The organism is Lentzea kristufekii (assembly GCF_033949925.1).
Classification (GTDB): domain Bacteria; phylum Actinomycetota; class Actinomycetes; order Mycobacteriales; family Pseudonocardiaceae; genus Lentzea; species Lentzea kristufekii.
This window is the reverse complement of the sequence record NZ_JAXAVV010000032.1, coordinates 76,719-96,692: the sequence shown is the minus strand read 5'-3', so window position 1 is coordinate 96,692 and position 19,974 is coordinate 76,719. Positions and strand designations below refer to the sequence as shown.

Sequence of the window (19,974 nt, the reverse complement as noted above, 5' to 3'; positions counted from 1 at the left end):
GGCGGCTGCCGGTTGCTTTGAGGGTTGCGCCCGGCCCGTATGGAAAGACGGCTCGCCTTCGGCTTCGCGAAAAGCAGAAGGGGCCTCCCGCGTCCGTGATCGGGATGCGGAAGGCCCTTCTTCGAGTTGCTGGTCAGGCGTTGCCGTCGAACAGTGACGTCACGGAGCCGTCCTCGAACACTTCCTGGATCACGCGTGCCAGCAGTGGCGCGATCGAGAGCACGGTCATGTTCGGGAAGCGCTTCTCCGCTGGGATTGGCAGCGTGTCGGTGAAGACGACCTCGCGGGCGCCTGAGTCGCGCAGGCGCTGGGTGGCAGGGCCGGAGAGGATGCCGTGCGTCGCGGCGATGACCACGTCGGAGGCGCCCTCGTTGAGGAGTTGCTTCACGGCGCCTGCGATGGTGCCGCCGGTGTCGACCATGTCGTCGATCACGATGCAGAGGCGGCCCTCGACCTTGCCGACTACGCGGTTCGAGACGACCTCGTTCGGGCGGAGCGGGTCGCGGGTCTTGTGGATGAACGCGATCGGGGTGCCGCCCAGGGTGTCCGCCCACTTCTCCGCCAGCTTGGTGCGGCCGGAGTCGGGGGAGACGACGGTGATCTCGTGGCCCGCGTACTTGCCGCGGATGTGGTCTGCCAGGAGCGGCATGGCCCACAGGTGGTCCACCGGGCCGTCGAAGAAGCCCTGGATCTGGGCGGTGTGCAGGTCGACCGAGACGAGGCGGTCCGCGCCTGCGGTCTTGAACAGGTCGGCTACCAGGCGGGCCGAGATGGGCTCGCGGCCGCGGTGCTTCTTGTCCTGACGGCTGTACGGGTAGAACGGCATGATCACGGTGATGCGCTTGGCGGAGGCCCGCTTCAGGGCGTCGACCATGATCAGCTGTTCCATCAGCCACTGGTTGATGGGTGCGGTGTGCGACTGGATGACGAAGGCGTCACAGCCGCGGACGGACTCCTCGAAGCGGACGAAGATCTCGCCGTTCGCGAAGTCGTAGGCCGACTGAGGAGTCACCGTGACGTTGAGGTGCTTCGAGACCTCTTCCGTCAACTCCGGGTAGGCACGCCCGCCGAAGAGCATCAGGTTCTTCTTCGGTGTGCCGGGCATCTGCGGGTTCACGGTCAGCGACCCTCCTCTGTGTTCTCGTCGGCATTCTGCTTCGCCAGGGCCTCGGCTGCTGCCTGAGCGGCGGCCGTGCCTTCACGACGGCTGAGGACCCAGCCTTCGAGGTTGCGCTGCGGGCCTCCGGACACGGCGAGCGCGCCCGGTGGGACGTTGCGGCGCAGGACGGTGCCCGCGCCGGTGTACGCGCCGTCGCCCACGGTCACCGGCGCTACGAACATGTTGTCCGAGCCGGTGCGGCAGTGGGATCCGACGATCGTGCGGTGCTTGTTCACGCCGTCGTAGTTGACGGTCACCGATGCTGCACCGATGTTGCTGTGATCGCCGATCGTGGCGTCGCCGATGTAGGACAGGTGGGGGACCTTCGAACCGTCGCCGATCTGCGAGTTCTTCGTCTCGACGAACGTGCCGATCTTGCCCTTCACGCCCAGGGAGGTGCCGGGGCGGAGGTAGGCGAACGGGCCGACGGACGCGCCGTCGCCGATCACCGAGTCGCTGCCGTGGGTCCTGATCACCGAGGCGCCCTCGCCGACCTTCACACCGGACAGCGTCGTGTCCGGGCCGACCACGGCGCGTGCGCCGATCACCGTGCCCGCGCGGAGCTGCACGTTCGGCTCGATCAGCGCGTCCTGGCCGACGGTCACGTCCGCGTCCACCCACACCGAGGCGGGGTCCACGACGGTCACGCCGCCGCGCATGAGGCCCTCGACGATGCGGCGGTTCATCTCGGCGCCTACGGCCGAGAGCTGCACGCGGTCGTTGATGCCCTCGACCAGCCACGGGTCGGACGCGATCAGCGCGCCGACGCGCTTGCCGTCGCCGCGGGCGATGCCCAGGACGTCGGTCAGGTAGAGCTCGCCCTGCGCATTGTCGGTGGACAACCGTGAGAGCCCGTCGCGCAGCACGGCCGCGTCGAACGCGTAGACGCCGGAGTTGATCTCGTTGATCAGCTGCTCGGCGTGGTCGGCGTCCTTCTGCTCCACGATCCGCTGGACGGTGCCGTCGGCGTCGCGGACGATCCGGCCGTACCCGGTGGGGTTGTCCACCACGGCCGTCAGGACGGTGACCGCGTTGCCGGCGGAGCGGTGCTCGGCCAGCAGCGCGGTGAACGTCTGGGTGTCGAGCAGCGGCACGTCGCCGTAGCTGACGATCACCGTGCCGGCCAGGTCGTGCGGCAGCTCGGCCAGGCCGCACGAGACGGCGTGCCCGGTGCCCTTCTGCTCGGCCTGCACCGCGACGGTGACCTTGCGGCCCAGCGTCCCGGCGAGGGTCTCCAGATGCTCGGTGACGGCTTCACGGCCGTGACCGACGACGACGGCCAGGTGGTCCGGGTCTGTGCCGGCCGCCGCGCGCACCGCGTGTTCCACGAGTGAACGGCCGGCGATCCGATGCAGCACCTTGGGCGTGGACGACCGCATGCGGGTGCCTTCCCCGGCGGCGAGCACGACCGTGCTGACAGGGCCCTCGAGCATCAATGCTCTCCCTAACAGGCTGGGTGTTTCGAAGTCCGCGGACCAGCCTAAGCCTCCGCGGACGGCTCCCCGGCCACGGCCGCAACCTGGCAGCCACCTTGGCGCTTAGCCACGTACATCGCCGAGTCCGCCCTTGACAGGGCCTGGTTGGCGGATTCGCGGGGGCGCAGCGAGATGACGCCGACCGACAGCGTCACGCCCCGGGAGAGGTCGATTGGCAAGCCTGCCACCGCATCCACGGCCCGGCCGAGTGCCGCTTCCGCGGCGTGCAGAGGGGCCCCCGGCAGCAGCACGACGAACTCGTCGCCGCCGTAGCGGGCCACCATGTCGTCACCCCGCAGGGCCTGCCGGAGTGTGCTGGCAATCACCCGAAGAACATCATCACCGTCGGCATGTGAATGGCGGTCGTTCACGCCCTTGAACCCGTCCAGGTCGACCAGCGCGATCGAGAACGGGTTGACCTGACCGGCGATGAGCTCGCCCATCTTGTCGTCGAGCGCGCGGCGGTTCGGCAGCCCGGTCAACGGGTCCTGCAACGCCTGCTGCGCGATCTGGCCGTGCGCACGCGTCAGCCGTTCGTGTTCACGGCGCGTCTGCAGCGTGGCCACGCGGGACTCCCGCATCTGCCACAGCTCCAGCTCCAGGGCCGCGTTGTAGGCCTGCAGCGCCGACGTCGTGTGCGGGCCGGAGAGGTGCGCGTACTCGCGCTCCAGCGACAACACCAGCGACGGTTCCGACGTGTCGTGCTCCATCTGCGTGCGCGTGTCGTCGAGGACCTTGAGCGCGTCGTCCAGCCGGTTCGCCTCGACCAGGCACCTGGCCAGCGCGATCGCGACGATGATCAGCTCCCGCGCGTACATCGAGAGACCGCGCAACGACCACAGCCGGTCGAGGTGGCTTTCCTTGGGGTTCGTCAGCGCGTGGGCGGCGCCGAGGATCGGCACCTGCTCGGCGGCGTCGAGGTCGCGCCGGCCGGGGTGCAGCGACTGCCGGAACGGCACCTCGGCGGCCTCGGCGAGCCCGGAGGCGACCTTGAACTGCTCGTGCGCGGCGTCGTGCAGGTTCACCCGTTCGAGCCGCAGGCCCCAGCCGATCCGCAGCCGGGCGCGGTTGACCAGGTGGACGTAGATCTGGTGCGGCTGGCCGCTCTCGCGCAACGCGTTGTTCGCGCCCGCCAGCACGTCGTCCGCCATCTCGTAGACCCCGAGCTGGGTCAGCACCAGGGCGATGTCCTGCAGCGTCGTGGCGAGCAGCTGGTCCCAGATCCGCTTGTCGAAGACCGGATCGACGTCGGGTTTCTCGTCGAGCATCATCGCCAGGGCCGACGCGATCTCGGTCAGCGCCTTGTCCTCGGCGTTGCCCAGCAGGAACCGGCGTCCGCGCAGTGCCCGCGCGTCCGCCTCCAGCACGATCAGGCCGTGGCGGCGGCAGTGGGCGAGCATCTCGTCGAGCTGCGGATCGGACATGTCGACGAGGCCCGGCGTGACCAGCCTGACCACGGCCGCGGCTCTGAGCAGCTGCGCGACGATGCGGGGCTCACCGCGGCCCTGCGCCTCGGCGAGGATGCGGTCGATCTCCGAAGCCGCGTCCAGCTGCGCGGCGAGGTGGCTGCTCTGGGCCACGGCGACGAGTTCGCTCGCGCGGCCCACCAGCCACGCGTCGGACATCTCGTGATGGCGGTGGCCCACGTTGCCCTGCTCGTCGACCGTTTCCTCGGGCAGCTTCGCACCTCCCAAAGACCACACTGACCGTGCCCTGCTCCGCCACCAGGATTCGAACCTGGACCATCTGAACCAAAATCAGAGGTGCTGCCTTTACACCATGGCGGAATGAGCGAACTCGCGTCCGCTCAGGGCACATGTTGTCACGAGTGGTCCTCTTCTTGTCCAACCACCACTCGCTCGGCTCAGTTCAAGATCACGGCTTCGCGCCGACTGACCTGGTCAGAAAGTCGCCGAGCGCGGTGCGATACGTGTCCGTCGCCACATTCCACCCCGACGTGTGGTCGGCACCCGGGATCTCCACGTACTGCAGCGGCCACCCGAGCCCGTTCGCCGCGGTCGCGAGGTCGCGCGACGACTGGGCGGGCACCGTGCCGTCCGCCGAGCCGTGGACGAGCAGCGTCGGCGGCTTGAGCGCGGGCGGGCTGCGGACCAGGTCGAACCGGTCGAAGTCGATGTTCGCGCGCCAGCCGGACACCACCTCGGCCACCGGCGTGAGCCACGTCGGCACGCCCCGGTTCTCCGCCTGCAGGTTGAGCGTCTGCGTCCAGTTCGTGACGGGGGAGTCGAGCACGACGCCGGTCACGGCCACCGCGAGGCCGGACCGGGCGAGGGTCTGGCCGACGATCGCGCCACCCATCGACCAGCCGTAGAGCACGATCTTCTTCGCGCCCTGGCCCTGCGCGTACCTGATGGCGGCCTCGACGTCGTGCCACTCGGTGTCGCCGAGGTGGTAGAGGCCGTCCGGCGACTTCGGGACGCCGGGGTCGTTGCGGTAGGTGATCAGCAGGACGGGCAAGCCCGCGCCGTGCAACTGCGGAACCACCCGCAGCGCCTCCTCGCGCGACGCGCCACGCCCGTGCACGGTGATGACCCACGTGTCCGGGTTCGACGCCGGGACGAACCACGCGGGCATGTCGCCGAGCTCGCCCGGGATCGCGACGTCGCTGTAGACCAGGCCGAGCGAGGTCTTCGGGTTGCCCTCGTAGACGTTGGTCTCCATCCGCACCTTGGTGCCCTCGGGCGGTGCGGTGCCCTCCAGCAGAGGACGTTCCACGCGGCCGTCCTTGGTCGAGGCGATGTCACCGACCTTCGCGGTGCCGCCGGGCCAGACGACGCCGAACGTGCCGCGCTGCAGCGTGAGCTTCGATTCGGCGAGGACGACGTTCTTGTCGTCGACGCCGAGCGCGGTCTCGGGGTAGCGCCGCGGCACCTCGCCCGGTTCGAGCAGCTCACCGCTGTAGTACCAGCCGACACCGCCCAGAGCCGCTGTGACCAGCACGAGCAGGACGAGCAACGAGGTCGCGGTGATCCGGATGATCTTGCGTCTGGCCATCACTCGATGATGCCGGGTCGAGGTCTCGATTCCAGGCGACACAGCGTGCCGTTCCTGAGAACTGCCCGTGAGTGGGTCTCCGGTGGCCAAAGCCCCCGGCTTTGTAGGCTGAGTCGATGGCCAGGGTCAGGATGACGGGCAAGGAACGCCGAGAGCAGCTCCTGGACGTCTCCCGTGCCTTGTTCGCCGAGAAGGGCTTCGACGCGACCTCGATCGAGGAGATCGCGCACCGGGCCAGCGTGTCGAAGCCCGTCGTCTACGAGCACTTCGGCGGCAAGGAAGGCATCTACGCCGTCGTCGTGGACCGCGAGATGCAGCGCCTGATGGACCAGATCATGAACGCGCTCGACGGCGGCTCGCACCCGCGTGAACTGCTCGAACAGGCCGCCTGCGCGTTGCTCGGCTACATCGAGGGCTCGACCGACGGGTTCCGCATCCTGGTGCGCGACTCGCCCGTCGCGTCGGCCTCCGGCACGTTCTCCTCCCTGCTGAACGACATCGCGTCGCAGGTCGAGCACATCCTCGGGCTGCACTTCGCCAAGCAGGGCTACGACCGCAAGCTCGCCGCGCTGTACGCGCAGGCGCTGGTCGGGATGGTCGCGCTGACCGGGCAGTGGTGGCTGGAGGCCCGCAAGCCCAAGAAGGACGAGGTCGCGGCGCACCTGGTGAACCTGGCGTGGAACGGCCTGTCGGCGATGGAGCACAAACCCAAGCTGCGCAGCCGTTCGTGAGCTGCGCTTAGTGCATCTGCACGTATGACGGACCCGGCGTTGGTGCAGGACGCCTAATGCGCGGCGACGGTGAAACGGTCCGGGTGCGCCTGAGCGATGTTTCCAAGTGGAGCCTGGCGTCCGAGCCGTTCGTCGAGGGGTCGAACGGCTCGGAAGGGCTCATCCGTTCCCGGAGAGCCTGAGCAGCTTGTCGTCGGTGCCGTTGGACGTCGTGAGGTAGAGCGACCCGTCCGGCGCGGTGCGGGCGGCGCGGAGGCGGCCGTACTTGTCGTTCAGCTCCTCGGGGACGCTCACGTTCTGCACCTTGCCGGCCTGGTCGAGCGTGAAGAGCAGCAGCTTCGAGCCCTTCAGGGCGGTGATCGCGAGCTTGCCGTTCCAGAACGCCGCCTGGCAGATCGCCTCGGTCGGAGAACCGGACGACCAGATCGCCGGCACCGCGTCCGGGAACCGCTGCAGGTCGGTCATCGGCACGCTCTCGTCGTACCCGCTCTTCGTGCCGCCCTCGGACGGGTCCCAGCCGTAGTTGGCGCCCTTCTGCAGCAGGTTGACCTCGTCGTCGACGCTCGGGCCGTGCTCGCTGGAGAAGATCTGGTCGCCGTCCGGCCGGAACACCACGCCCTGCACGTTGCGGTGGCCGTAGGTGTAGACGCGGCGCTCGTTGGCGTTCGCGGAGGTGATGAACGGGTTGCCGGCCGCGCCCTCGCCGGTCTCGGGGTCGATCCGCAGCACCTTGCCGCCGAGGCTCGTGCGGTCCTGCGGGTTGCGGGCCTGCGCGATGTCCCCGGTCGCGACGAACATCGAGCCGTCCGGCGCCAGCGTCGGCCGGCAGCCGGAGTGGCGCCCGCTGGAGTTCGACGGCATGCCGGTGAGCAGGTCCTTGGTCTTGGTCGCCTTCGTGCCGTCGAGGCGGAACGTCACCAGCCGCACGTCCCTCGACGTGTTGTAGCAAACGGTGAAGCGCTGGTTGTCGGGATGGATCACCAGCCCCATGAGGCCGCCCTCGCCCCGTGCCTGCAGGCCGTCGAGGTCGATGTCGACGGGCGTGACCTGACCGTCCTTGACCAGCTTGACGCCGCCGGGGCGTTCGGTGACCAGCAGCGAGCCGCCGGGCAGGAACCCGATGTCCCAGCCGTGCTGGAAGCCGCCCGCGACCTCCTCGACCTTCAGGCCCTGCGGCGCCGGAGCCTTCGACGGCGCGTTGCCGCCCGGTTCCGGCGACGAGCACGCCGCGACGACCAGCACCAACCCAGCAGCAACGAGTGCGCGCATGTCCCAACTATGCGTTTTGTGCCGTGGAGGTTCCGTAAGGCCGCTCAACGGGCAGCAACGCGCGCGCTCCGTCCAGGTCACGCGCACGCACCTTCTCGTGGATCTCGCGCGCGAGGGCCGTCACGTCGGTGATACCGATCGTCCACTCGTTGACGTACATGTCCACGGCCTCGCGCGTCAGTCCGATCTGGATGGAGCGGTGCTCCAGGGCTTCGTGGTTCAGCCCGCGTTCCGGGTCCCACTGCACGCGCACCGACGGCTTGCCCTTGATGTTGCTCTCGACCGCGTTGGAGACCGCCCAGTCGAACCCCGCACGGGTGATGCGCACGGCCAGGACGCGCTCCTGGCCCTCCTTCCGGGCGTAGCCGCAGCGGTACATCATCCAGAGGAACGACGGCTTGATCCACGTCATCCGCTCCAGCTTGAACGGCGGCACGAACCGTTGCGCGGCCACGGCGGGCTCGGCGATCGCGGGCGAATAGGCCTGGTAGACCACGATGGACTGATCGTCGTAGGCAGCCCTGATCTCTCTCGTCGACACGTGCACAGGATGGCTGCTGGGGGCGTGCTCAAGCCACCCGATAAGGGGGCGCGGAACGAGCTAAGGTGGGTGGTGAGACCCCTCGTCCCAGGCAGGGGTCTGTCCGGCGTTCGCAGTTCGTCCGGCAATCCGCACTCGACCGGGGTTTCTCACATGCCGCTGCTCGGCCTGCTCGATGGTGTCCTGCCCGACAAAGCCCTCCGCACGTTGATCGAATCCGCCGGTGTCCCCGAGCTGGAGCTGGACGGCCCGCTGGCCGCCCGCCCGCTCGTCACCGCCGCGCTGTCCACGGTCCGGCCGGTGCTGGCCGTGACCGCCACGGGCAGGGAAGCCGAAGAGCTGACGAGCGTCCTCAAGGACCTGATCGGCCCGGACAAGGTCGCGTTCTTCCCCAGCTGGGAGACGCTGCCGCACGAACGGTTGAGTCCGCGTGCGGACACCGTCGGCGCGCGCCTGCAGACGCTGCGCCGCCTCAAGCACCCCGAGGGCAACCCGATCAGGGTCCTCGTCACGACGGTCCGCAGCCTCATCCAGCCGATGGCGCCGGGGCTGGGCGACCTCAAGCCCGTGCACCTGAAGGTCGGCGAGGAGCAGGACTTCGCCGAGCTGCTCACCACGCTGGGCGAGAACGCCTACAGCCGCGTCGACATGGTCGAGAAGCGCGGCGAGTACGCCACGCGCGGCGGCATCCTCGACATCTTCCCGCCGACCGCCGAGCACCCGTTCCGCGTCGAGTTCTGGGGCGACGAGGTCAGCGAGATCCGGCCGTTCTCGGTGCAGGACCAGCGATCGCTGCCCGACGAGGTCACCGGCTTCGTCGCGCCGCCGTGCCGCGAGCTGCTGCTGACCGACGACGTCCGGCACCGCGCGGCGGAGCTGGCCGAGGAACACCGCTCGGACGCGCACCTCGCGGAGATGCTGGAGAAGATCTCGGGCGGCATCGCCGTCGAGGGCATGGAGGCGCTGATCCCGGCGCTGTGCCCCGGCGAGTTGCAGCTGCTCACGGACGTGGTCGAGAAGGGCACGCACGTCCTGCTCAACGACCCGGAGAAGATCCGGGCCCGCGCGGCCGACCTGGTGCGCACCGGGCAGGAGTTCCTCGAGGCGTCCTGGATGGCGGCCGCCGCGGGCGGCAAGGCGCCGATCGACCTCGGCCGCAGCGGTTACCAGGGCATCGGCGAGATCTCCGAGCACGCGAAGGCAGGCGGCCGTCCCTGGTGGACGCTCAGCCAGCTCACCAGCGACGCCAAGGACGTCGTCCACCTCGACGTCAAGCCGGTCGAGGCCTACCAGGGCGACGTCGAGCGGGCGTTCGCGGACCTGAAGGCGCACACGGCGACGGGCGGCGCGGCCGTGCTGGTCGTGCCCGGCGCCGGTACCGCGCAGCGCGCCGTCGAACGGCTCAAGGAAGCCGAAGTCTCGGCCGTCTGCGTCGACTCCCTCGACGAGGCACCGAAAGCGGGCACCGTCACGGTCGTGCGCGGCTCGCTCGAAGACGGGTTCGTGCTGCCGGACCTCGCGCTGGTGGTGCTCACCGAGACCGACCTGACGGGTGGTCGCGGCGGCACGTCCACGAAGGACATGCGCAAGATGCCGTCCAAGCGGCGCAACGCGGTCGACCCGCTCGCGCTCAAGGCCGGCGACTTCGTGGTCCACGAGCAGCACGGCATCGGCAAGTACGTGGAGATGGTCCAGCGCACGGTCGCCGGGGCCACCCGCGAGTACCTGGTCCTGGAGTACGCGTCGTCCAAGCGCGGCCAGCCCGGCGACCGGCTGTTCGTGCCGACCGACCAGCTCGACGAGGTCAGCCGGTACGTCGGCGGCGAGCTGCCCACGCTGAACAAGCTCGGCGGCAGCGACTGGAAGAACACGAAGTCCAAGGCGCGCAAGGCGGTCAAGCAGATCGCGGCCGAGCTGGTGCAGCTCTACGCGGCCCGGCAGAGCGCCCCCGGCCACGCCTTCTCGAGCGACACGCCCTGGCAGCGCGAGCTGGAGGACGCGTTCGCGTTCACCGAGACGCAGGACCAGATGGCCGCGATCGACGAGGTCAAGGCCGACATGGAACGTTCCGTGCCGATGGACCGCGTCATCTGCGGTGACGTCGGCTACGGCAAGACGGAGATCGCGGTCCGCGCGGCGTTCAAGGCGGTGCAGGACGGCAAGCAGGTCGTCGTGCTGGTGCCGACGACGCTGCTCGCCCAGCAGCACCTCAACACGTTCGCCGAGCGCATGCGCCAGTTCCCGGTGAACGTCAAGGGGCTGAGCCGCTTCACCGACGCCCAGGAGTCCGCGCAGACCATCGCGGGCCTCGCGGACGGCGAGGTCGACATCGTGATCGGCACGCACCGCCTGCTGCAGAAGAACGTGCGGTACAAGGACTTGGGCCTCGTGATCGTCGACGAGGAGCAGCGGTTCGGTGTGGAGCACAAGGAGCACATCAAGGCCCTGCGCACGCACGTCGACGTGCTGACGATGTCCGCGACGCCGATCCCGCGCACGCTGGAGATGTCGCTCGCCGGCATCCGCGAGATGTCGACGATCCTGACCCCGCCGGAGGAACGGCACCCGATCCTCACCTACGTCGGCGCGTACGACGACAAGCAGGTCGGCGCGGCGATCCGGCGCGAGCTGATGCGCGACGGCCAGGTCTTCTACGTGCACAACAGGGTCTCGACGATCGAGAAGGCCGCGAAGCGCATCCGCGAGCTGGTGCCCGAGGCCCGGGTCGTGACCGGGCACGGCCAGATGAACGAGGACAAGCTCGAACACCTCATCCAGGGGTTCTGGGAACGCGAGTACGACGTGCTCGTCTGCACCACGATCGTCGAGACGGGCCTCGACATCTCCAACGCCAACACGCTGATCGTCGAGCGCGGTGACCTGCTCGGCCTGGCCCAGCTGCACCAGCTGCGCGGCCGTGTCGGCCGTGGCCGCGAGCGCGGGTACTCGTACTTCCTGTACCCGCCGGAGACGCCGCTCACCGAGCACGCCCACGACAGGCTCGCGACGATCGCGCAGAACACCGAGCTCGGCGCCGGCATGGCCGTGGCGATGAAGGACCTGGAGATCCGCGGCGCCGGCAACATCCTCGGCGCCGAGCAGTCCGGTCACATCGCGGGCGTCGGTTTCGACCTGTACATCCGGCTGGTCGGCGAGGCCGTCGAGGCGTTCCGCAAGCACGCGGGCGCCGACGGCGGCGAGGTCGAGGAGGAGCTCGCCGAGGTCCGGGTCGACCTCCCGGTCGACGCGCACATCCCGCACGAGTACGTGCCGGGCGAGCGGCTGCGGCTGGAGGCCTACCGCAAGATCGCGGCCGCCTCCGACGAGGCCGCGCTGCAGTCCGTCTGGGACGAGCTCAAGGACCGCTACGGCACGCCGCCGGAGCCCGTCGAACGCCTGCTCGGCGTGGCCCGCCTGCGGCACGCCTGCCGCCGCCACGGGGTCACCGAGGTGATCGCGATGGGGCAGAACCTGCGGTTCGCGAAGCTGGAGCTGCTCGACTCGCAGCTGGTCAGGCTGCGCCGCCTGTTCCCGAAGGCCGTCTACAAGCAGGCCATGGGCACGGTCACCGTGCCTAGGCCGACGGAGGGAGCGGCGGGCGGCCGGATGGGTGCACCGCAGCTGCGCGACCAGGAGCTGCTGGACTGGTGCGGTGCGTTCCTCGACTCACTCGCGGGGACTCCCGTGACCGGAGTCACCAAGGCGTGAGAGGGTAGATCCTCGTGAGCACTGTTCTGAAGCGTTTCTCGCTGGTCGGTGTGGCTGTGGCACTCCTCGCCACCGGATGCGCGACCGGGCCCGCGAAGGCCAGTTCGGCCGCGATCGTCGGCGACCAGGCGATCGGCCTGCAGACCGTCCAGGACCGCACCGTGAAGGTGCTCAAGAAGGAGCCCGCGGCCCAGCAGATGCAGGACCAGGGCAAGCTCGACCAGGTCTCGAAGCTGGTGCTGGCCGACGAGATCAGCCACCGGCTCGCGGCCACCGCGGCGCAGCGCGAGAACATCACGGTCGACGAGACCAAGGTGTACGACGCGATCAAGGAGAAGGGTGGCGCCGAGGCCGCCGCCAAGCAGAGCGAGCAGGACGAGACCACGATCTACCGCCGTCAGCGCGACGTGCTGGTGATGGGTGAGCTCGCCCGCCGCAACCTCTCCACGCTCGAGATCGTGATCGACTTCTTCCAGGTCCAGGACCCGAAGGAAGCCAAGGAGAAGGCCGCGGAGGTCACGGCCGACCCGTCGAAGATGTCGCGGTTCATCCAGGAGGCCCCGCGCACCACCGGCGGCCAGCAGGCGTCCGCGACGAACCAGCGGGTCCGCGTCACCGAGAACCCGTCGCTGGTCCACACGATGCTGTGGGGTGTGAAGCCCGGCACCGTCGTCGCCTTCCCGGCCGACGAGCAGCAGTCCAGCTGGATGGTCGCGCTGGTCAAGGAGCGCAACAAGGTCTCGCCGACGCCGGGCGAGGAAGACCTGATCGAGCGCATCGACCCGCAGCTGCTCGCGGCGTTCGGCCTGCGGATCGCGCAGTTCCTGACCGCGGACCTGAACATCGAGGTCAACCCCCGCTACGGCGTGTGGGACCCGACCAACGCGCAGGTCGTCGGCAACGCCGGTGAGAGGGCCGGTTTCGTCGGCGTGCCGGCGGTCAAGAACAAGTCTTGATCACCGTCGTCGTCCTGAGCGAGCGGCTGGGCGCCGTCCTGCCCGCCGCTGCCCTGCCCGCGTTGCGCAAGGCCGAGGCCGTCTACGCGGGCGAGGGCGTGCCCGTGGAGTTCTGGTCCTCTCTGGGTGTCGACGGGCCCGCGCCCGCCGTCGTCGAGGCCGGCGCGGTGGTGATCACCACCTCGGCCGAGGCGTACCCGGACGCTCACGTGATCACGACGCCGGAGCCGCTGGGTGCGGGGCTGCTCGACGCGGCCGCGGTCATGCACCGGTTGCGTTCGCCGGGCGGATGTCCGTGGGACGCCGAGCAGACGCACGACTCGTTGCGCCAGTACCTCGTCGAGGAGACCTTCGAGCTGCTGGAGGCGATCGAGGACGGCGACCGCGCGGCGATGCGCGAGGAGCTCGGCGACGTGCTCCTGCAGGTGCTGTTCCACGCCCGTGTCGCGGCCGAGGCCGCCGAAGACCCGTTCGACATCGACGCCGTCGCGTCCGAGCTGGTCGCGAAGCTCGTCGGCCGGCATCCGCACGTGTTCGAGGGCAACGACCCGGCTGTGCACGACGCGACCTCGCAGCAGCACCGCTGGGAGGAGCTCAAGCAGGCCGAGAAGCAGCGTGAGTCCAGTGTGGACGGTGTCGCGCTGGGTCAGCCGGCCGTCGCGCTGGCCGCGAAGCTGGTGCAGCGCACCAAACGCGCGGGCTTCCCCGTCGACCTGCTGCCGGAGGGTGACGACACGGGCACGACGTTGTTCGCCGTGACCGCGTTGGCGAAGCTCGCGGGCGAGGACCCGGAGACGGAACTGCGCCAGGTCTGCCGCCGATTCGCCGCGAACGTGCGCGAGGCGGAGGCCAAGGCGCGGGCCGAAGGTCTTGATTCTCTTGCGGCTGAGGACTGGCGGCGTTTTTTGCCCTCCTGAAACGGTGAGCGTGGGCTAACGTCGATCTCGTGACTTACCTGCGGTATCCGCACCTGCGCGGTGACTTGGTGACCTTCGTGGCCGAGGACGACGTGTGGCTCGCGCCCGTCGACGGAGGAAGGGCCTGGCGCGCGTCCGCCGATCAGGTTCCGGCCCGTACACCCCGTTTTTCGCCCGACGGCACACATCTGGCGTGGGCCAGCGTGATCGACGGCGCTCCGGAAGTGCGCGTGGCACCTGTGGACGGTGGCCCGGCACGCCGGTTGACGCACTGGGGCGTGGCCCGGACGGCCGTGTCCGGGTGGACGCCGGACGGGCGAGTGCTGGCGGTGTCGAGCACCGGCCAGATGTCGCGCAACCGCAAGCGGGCGCACGCCGTTCCGCTGGACGGCGGACCGTCCGAGGTGCTGCCGTACGGCTGGGTCAACGACGTCTCCTACGGGCCGGACGGCCAGGTCGTCACGTCCTCCAGCTACATGCAGGAACCGTCGATGTGGAAGCGGTACCGCGGCGGCACGGCGGGCAAGCTGTGGGTCGACGCCGACGGCTCCGGTGACTTCACCCGGATCCTGTCCGAGCTGAAGTCGACGCTGTCGAACCCGATGTGGGTCGACGGGCGGATCGTGTTCCTCTCCGACCACGAGGGCGTCGGCAGCCTGTACTCGGTGCTGCCGGACGGCACCGGCCTGCGCCGCCACTCGGAGGGCGAGTTCTACGCGCGCAACGCCTCCACCGACGGCTCGCGGGTGATCTTCCACCAGGCCGGCGAACTGTGGCTGCTCGACGGCCTGGAGGACCTGCGCAAGCTCGACATCAAGCTCGGCGGCCCGCGCACCGGCCTGCAACCGCGACACGTCAAGGCTTCCGGCAACGTCGAGTCGTTCAGCGTCGACCACACCGGCCGCGCGTCGGCCGTCGAGGTCCGCGGCTCCGTGCACTGGGTGACGCATCGCGACGGCCCGGTCCGGGTGCTGGCCGACCGGTCCGACGTCCGGGCACGGCTGCCGAAGGTGCTCGGCGAGACCGGTCACGTGGTGTGGGTGACCGACGTCGAGGGCGAGGAGGCGCTGGAGATCGCGCCCGTCGGCGGCGTCGAGCCGGGCAACACCGCTCGCCGCATCGCTTCCGGTGCTCTCGGCCGGGTCATGTCGCTGGCTGCCGCACCTGACGGTGCGCGGGTCGCCGTTGCCACACATGACGGCCGCTTGTTGTTGGTGGACATCACTTCCGGCGAGGTGCGCGAGGTCGTCCGCGGGGCGAACGCGCACGTCACGCATCTCGCGTTCTCGCCGGACTCCGCCTGGCTGGCCTGGTCGCACCCCGGCCCGACTCCGTTGCGGCACATCAAGATGGTGAACGCGGCGGATCTGTCCGTTGTGGACGTGACGCCGCTGCGGTTCGCCGACTTCGCGCCGACGTTCACCGAGGACGGCAAGTACCTGGCGTTCCTGTCGATCCGGACGTTCGACCCGGTCTACGACGCGCACGTGTTCGACCTGTCGTTCCCGACCGGCTGCCGCCCGCACCTCGTGCCGCTGGCCGCCACCACGCCGTCGCCGTTCGCCCCGATGCACGGCGGGCGCCCGGTCGGTGACGAGGACAAGGACTCGGAGGACGACGACGACAAGGCCCCGGTGACGAAGGTCGACCTCGAAGGCCTCGCCGACCGCGTCGTGCCGGTGCCCGTCGCGGCCGCCGACTACGTGTCGCTGAAGGCGGCTCGCGGCGGTCTGCTGTGGCTGCGCCGGCCGTTGCTCGGGGTGCTGGGCGACAACCTGGCGTCACCCGAGGCGCGCCCGCCGCGGACCGTGCTGGAGCGCTACGACTTCGGCAAGCGGAAGACCGAGTGCCTCGCGGACAGCGCGGAAGCGTTTGCGGTGTCCGGCGACGGCAAGCGGATGCTCGTCGAGGACCGCGGTGACCTGCGGGTCGTGCCGACGGACAGCAAGGCCGACGAGGACTCGGCCGACTACGTGGAGATCGACCTCGCCCGCGTGCGGGTCATCGTCGACCCCGCGCTGGAATGGGCGCAGATGTACGCCGAGAACGGGCGTCTCATGCGCGACAACTTCTGGCGCACCGACATGGGCGGCGTCGACTGGCAGGGCGAACTCGACCGCTACCGGCCGCTGGTGGCCGAGGTGGGCAGCCACGACGACCTGGTCGACCTGCTGTGGGAGGTGCAGGGTGAGCTGGGCACCTCGCACGCCTACGTCTGGGGCTCGGCACCGCACGTGCCCGCGTCCCGTCGTCAGGGCCTGCTGGGCGCCGACCTGGTCCGCTCCGGTTCGGACTGGATCGTCGAGCGCGTGATTCCGGGCGAGACGTCCGACCCGCACGCCCGTTCGCCGCTGTGCGCGCCTGGTGTGGCCGTGCGCGCGGGCGATGCGCTCGTGGCCGTCGACGGTCGTCCGGTCGGTCTGGCCGGCCCCGGCCCGTTGCTGGTGGGGACCGCTGGAAAGCCCGTCGAGCTGACCGTGCGGCCCGGTGGTGGTGGCGAGCTGCGTCGGGTCGTGGTGGTGCCTCTGGCCGACGAGGAGCCTCTGCGGTACCACGACTGGGTCGCGAACCGCCGTGCGTTCACGCACGAGAAGTCCGGCGGCCGCGTGGGCTACCTGCACGTGCCCGACATGATGGGTGCCGGCTGGGCCCAGCTGCACCGCGACCTGCGCGTCGAGCTGACCCGCGAGGCCCTTGTCCTGGACGTCCGCGAGAACGGCGGCGGGCACACCTCGCAGCTGGTGATCGAGAAGCTCGGCCGCAAGGTCATCGGCTGGTCGGTCGCCCGCGGGTACACGGCGTCCGAGTCCTACCCGCAGGACGCGCCGCGCGGACCTGTCGTGGCGGTGGCCGACGAGTACGCCGGTTCCGACGGAGACATCGTCAACGTGGCCATCAAGGAACTCGGGATCGGGCCTGTCGTCGGGGTGCGCACCTGGGGCGGCGTCATCGGCATCGACATGATGTACACGCTGGTCGACGGCACGATGGTCACCCAACCGAGGTACGCGTCGTACTTCAAGGGCCACGGGTGGGCCGTCGAGAACTATGGCGTCGACCCCGACATCGAGGTGGTCATGACGCCTGCCGACCGTGTGTCCGGCCGCGACCCGCAGCTGGAGAAGGCCGTTTCCCTGGCTCTGGAAACACTTTCATCTTCGCCAGCCGCTCACGCTCCGGAGTTGCCGCCGCTGGCATGAACACCCCATCGTGTGACTAAAGAACTGTGACGGACTGTTCCATGTGGACGATTGACCAAGTGGAACAGTTCTCACCGTTCGGGGGTGTGCTGGAGATGAGTCATCGTGAAGAGCCGCGCAGTGGCCGTGGATGCTTCGGGGCCGTGGTCGTCGTGCCGTTCCTGGCACTGGGCGGCATGTTCGCGTTGATCGCGCTGACGGGGTCGCCTTCGGAGGCGCCGTTGGCCGCGCCTCCGCCTTCCCGGCCCACTTCTCAGTGGTGGACCGAGCCCTTCGAGACCGGGGTCTCGTTGTCCACCGTTACTGAGACCGTGGTGGTGGAAGGGGCGGCTCGGGAGGTTCGGGCTGCTCGTACTGCCACGCAGACTCGGGTGGTCGGGACCACCGTCACCGAGACTGTTCGGGTCAGTTCCTCCAAGCCTGGGGCTGTTGGGCGGAACGAGCCTGGGGAGCCTGGGGAGGAAGAGCCCGTGTTGCCGTCTGACTCGGCTTCGCCGCCGGTGGTCACGACTTCTGCCGTTGTGTCCAGTGTGGAGCCTGCTCCTCCTGCTGAGGCGCCTGGTTCTGTTGTGCCGCCTGGTGAGTCGACTGTCGAGGCTCCGCCTGCGTCTGCGCCTCGGGCTGAGGATCCGGTTCCGCCTGTGGTCACGTCGCCGGTTGCCTCGCCGGTTCCTTCGCCGGCTGAGCCTCCTTGTGATCGGGCTGAGCCTCCTGTTGAGCGGTCGTTGCCTGGGTCTGGTGGGAGCGAGGTTTCGGTTGCGGTTTCGTTGGTTTCTCCTGTTTTGAGTTCGTAGGTGGTTGCGTTGCGGGCGTTCTGTTGCGCTGCTTCCTGGGGGACTCCGCCCCCCAGACCCCCCGCGATCTGATCAAAGACCGGCCTGCGCCACGCGCAGGTTGATGGCACGCCTGTTGCTTTGGGCGGAGTTGCGTTGCTTAGAGAGGTGCGGTGGTGGGGTGGTCCCGTCACGAGCCGCACCAGAGCGGGCCACATCTGAAGAGGAGGGTCAAGTCGACGAAGAGCGTGTCGAAGAGCGTGTCGACTTGACCCTCCTCTTCAGATGCAGCAAGGGCTGAGGTGCGACTCGTGACGGGACCGCCCCACCCCAGATCGCATGGTAAGTACGGCCCGCCTTCGGCGTCGCGGTGAGACGGCTCGCCTTCGGCGTCGTGTGCGATCAGGCCCTTACTGGGGCGTGCGGGATGCCTCGCTTGGGTTCAGGCCCGCCCGCCCTGCGTGCCCGCCGTGCCTCGCGCTGCCTCTGCCGCGTGTCGCCTCGGCTCGTCCCGCCTGGCTCGGCTCGCCTCACCCCGCCCAGCCCTGCCTCGCGCCGTCTCACCTCTGCCTAGCGCCGCTCTGCCTTGTGTCGTCTTGCCTTGTCTCGCGCCGCCGCGCCACGTCCAGCCCGGCTCGCCCCCGCCCTGCCCGCCCCGCCCTGCTTGGCCCGCCCTGCTTGGCCCGCCCTGCTTGGCCCGCCCTGCTTGGCCCGCCCTGCTTGGCCCGCCCTGCTTGGCCCGCTCTGTCTGGCCTGCCCTGTCTGGCCCGCCCTGTCTGGCCCGCCCTGTCTGGCCCGCCTTGCCTGGCCCGCCCTGCCTAGTGCCGCCTCGGCTCGCCTCGTCCCCGCCCGGCTCGCCTCGTGCGCCCGCCCGCCTCGTCCCGCGCCGCTCGTCCCGCGCCGCATCGACCTCGTCGGAGTGTCAGACCTGCTCTGTACGTTGGGGCGCGGGGGGTCCTTCGGCAAGGGGGACCCCTGCGTCAGCGTGTTGGCGCGCTACTGCGGGATGCTTGCCCGTGCGTAGGCGTCGGCTCCGCTGAACACGTTTTGGCCGTACTCCACGGAGTTGTTGTACGCGAGTACTGCCGCCCACCAGCCCTGGCCGGTGCCCAGGTCTCGTGCGCCGCCGCCGCACAGGTAGCGGGCCGCTGTCAGGGCGGCGTCGTCGATGTTCTGCGGGTCTGCTGGTAGGCCGTCGCCTGCCGCTCGTTTCGCCCAGCGGTTCCAGGTGCCCGGGATGAACTGCATCGGGCCCACCGCGCGGTCCCAGGTGGTGTCGCCGTCCAGGCGGCCGCCGTCGGTATCCTTGATCGCTTTTACGCCTGGGCCGCCGTCCAGGGGGATGCCGATGATCGGGCGGGACGGTAGGCCGTTTTCCTGCAGGCGGGCGCCGTTGATGTTGCCGTGGTGCGACTCGATCCTGCCGATGCCCGCGAGCGTTGCCCAGCTGATGCGGCAGGCCGGGGCCTCTTGTTGCATCGTCAGGTCTGCTTGCGCGTAGGCGTGCAGGGCTCGGGGTGGGATGTCGGTCTTCGACGCCACTCGCGTTGCCCATTCGGCCAGCGGGTTGGCGGTTGCCGTGGTGCCCGGGGAGGCGGCGCTGCCCGGGGCCGCTGCGCCTGGTTCGACCTGCTGGAGCGGGACCGGGAACGGGGGTGGGCTCAAGGGGGCGGCGTCCCTGCGGTTCAGGGCGCCCAGGCCCCAGGCGCCTGCCGCGACCACGGCTATCAGCAGCAGCACCAGGACGATGCGGCCGAAGATGTTGCCGGAGCGGTTGCGGCGGACGGGTTCCTGGACTGCGGGCGGCGGGACCACGGCACCCAGGCTACGTGCTCCGCGCGAGTGGCGACGGGGTGAAGCGTTATGAAACCCGATGATGGTGGCTGGAAGATCGAGTGAGCTTTATTGTGAACAAGGATTCCTGATTCGTTGCGGTAGGCAGAAGATATGCGCCCAGATTGGTTTAGCAGTCGATTTCCTCATCGGAATGAATTCTGAATGCGCAGGGCGGCCACGCTGGTTGTGGCCGAGCTGTGCACGATCGACTGCTGAGACGGGCAAGGCTCTCCTGTCCATTTTGGACTGAAGTTCAGGGCGCTGGGTGAGCCTGCGTGCAAGGTCGGGCGGCGGGCGCTGTGCACAGAGGATCAGACGATGGAGTACCTGCAGCACAACGGATCCGGGCACTTCCGCGGTGCCGTCGGGGACGGGGTGAGCGGTACGGGGAGAC

At 69.6% G+C, this 19,974-nt stretch carries 12 protein-coding genes and 1 tRNA gene; 5 read left to right on the top strand and 8 right to left on the bottom strand.

The window, feature by feature from the left end; all coding sequences use genetic code 11:
- Positions 1–133: 133 nt before the first annotated feature.
- The 5 genes from SK571_RS41130 to SK571_RS41110 all read right to left on the bottom strand — a co-directional run bounded on the left by SK571_RS41130 (position 134) and on the right by SK571_RS41110 (position 5,649).
- Positions 134–1,105, bottom strand: coding sequence for a ribose-phosphate diphosphokinase (locus SK571_RS41130; protein ID WP_319989537.1), 972 nt, complete (start codon positions 1,103–1,105; stop codon positions 134–136).
- Between the two features lie 14 nt (positions 1,106–1,119).
- The gene (gene glmU, locus SK571_RS41125; RefSeq protein WP_319989533.1) at positions 1,120–2,592 is read right to left on the bottom strand and encodes a bifunctional UDP-N-acetylglucosamine diphosphorylase/glucosamine-1-phosphate N-acetyltransferase GlmU; all 1,473 of its coding nucleotides are present in this window, start codon (positions 2,590–2,592) and stop codon (positions 1,120–1,122) included.
- A 47-nt stretch (positions 2,593–2,639) separates the two neighbouring features.
- The gene (locus SK571_RS41120; protein WP_319989532.1) at positions 2,640–4,337 is read right to left on the bottom strand and encodes a GGDEF domain-containing protein; all 1,698 of its coding nucleotides are present in this window, start codon (positions 4,335–4,337) and stop codon (positions 2,640–2,642) included.
- A gap of 13 nt (positions 4,338–4,350) precedes the next feature.
- A tRNA-Gln gene (locus SK571_RS41115) sits at positions 4,351–4,421 on the bottom strand.
- A gap of 88 nt (positions 4,422–4,509) precedes the next feature.
- Entirely contained in the window at positions 4,510–5,649 is a 1,140-nt protein-coding gene (locus tag SK571_RS41110; RefSeq protein WP_319989531.1) for an alpha/beta hydrolase family protein, read from the bottom strand.
- 131 nt (positions 5,650–5,780) lie between these two features.
- Between SK571_RS41110 and SK571_RS41105 the strand changes: the two genes are divergently transcribed.
- The gene (locus SK571_RS41105) at positions 5,781–6,380 is read left to right on the top strand and encodes a TetR/AcrR family transcriptional regulator (RefSeq protein ID WP_319989536.1); all 600 of its coding nucleotides are present in this window, start codon (positions 5,781–5,783) and stop codon (positions 6,378–6,380) included.
- Between the two features lie 159 nt (positions 6,381–6,539).
- On the opposite strand, the gene SK571_RS41100 is transcribed toward SK571_RS41105, so the two are convergent.
- Positions 6,540–7,649 carry a PQQ-dependent sugar dehydrogenase gene (locus SK571_RS41100; RefSeq protein WP_319989530.1) on the bottom strand — a complete coding sequence of 370 codons (1,110 nt, stop codon included), beginning with the start codon at positions 7,647–7,649 and terminating at the stop codon, positions 6,540–6,542.
- A 7-nt stretch (positions 7,650–7,656) separates the two neighbouring features.
- Positions 7,657–8,190 carry a DUF4291 domain-containing protein gene (locus SK571_RS41095; RefSeq protein WP_319989529.1) on the bottom strand — a complete coding sequence of 178 codons (534 nt, stop codon included), beginning with the start codon at positions 8,188–8,190 and terminating at the stop codon, positions 7,657–7,659.
- A 153-nt stretch (positions 8,191–8,343) separates the two neighbouring features.
- Here SK571_RS41095 and mfd point away from each other — a divergent pair, with 153 nt between their 5' ends.
- From mfd to SK571_RS41075, 4 genes are read left to right on the top strand one after another with little or no spacing between them, the layout of a single operon-like run.
- Entirely contained in the window at positions 8,344–11,898 is a 3,555-nt protein-coding gene (mfd, locus tag SK571_RS41090; protein WP_319989528.1) for a transcription-repair coupling factor, read from the top strand.
- 14 nt (positions 11,899–11,912) lie between these two features.
- Positions 11,913–12,854: a hypothetical protein gene (locus tag SK571_RS41085; protein WP_319989527.1), complete on the top strand. Its 942-nt coding sequence runs from the start codon at positions 11,913–11,915 to the stop codon at positions 12,852–12,854.
- Positions 12,851–13,771 carry a MazG family protein gene (locus SK571_RS41080; protein ID WP_319989526.1) on the top strand — a complete coding sequence of 307 codons (921 nt, stop codon included), beginning with the start codon at positions 12,851–12,853 and terminating at the stop codon, positions 13,769–13,771. The genes SK571_RS41085 and SK571_RS41080 overlap by 4 nt, the downstream gene beginning before the upstream one ends.
- A gap of 29 nt (positions 13,772–13,800) precedes the next feature.
- Positions 13,801–16,971 carry a S41 family peptidase gene (locus SK571_RS41075; RefSeq protein WP_319989525.1) on the top strand — a complete coding sequence of 1,057 codons (3,171 nt, stop codon included), beginning with the start codon at positions 13,801–13,803 and terminating at the stop codon, positions 16,969–16,971.
- 1,769 nt (positions 16,972–18,740) lie between these two features.
- Here the strand turns inward: SK571_RS41075 and SK571_RS41070 are convergent.
- The gene (locus SK571_RS41070; RefSeq protein ID WP_319989524.1) at positions 18,741–19,559 is read right to left on the bottom strand and encodes a lysozyme family protein; all 819 of its coding nucleotides are present in this window, start codon (positions 19,557–19,559) and stop codon (positions 18,741–18,743) included.
- Positions 19,560–19,974 lie beyond the last annotated feature (415 nt).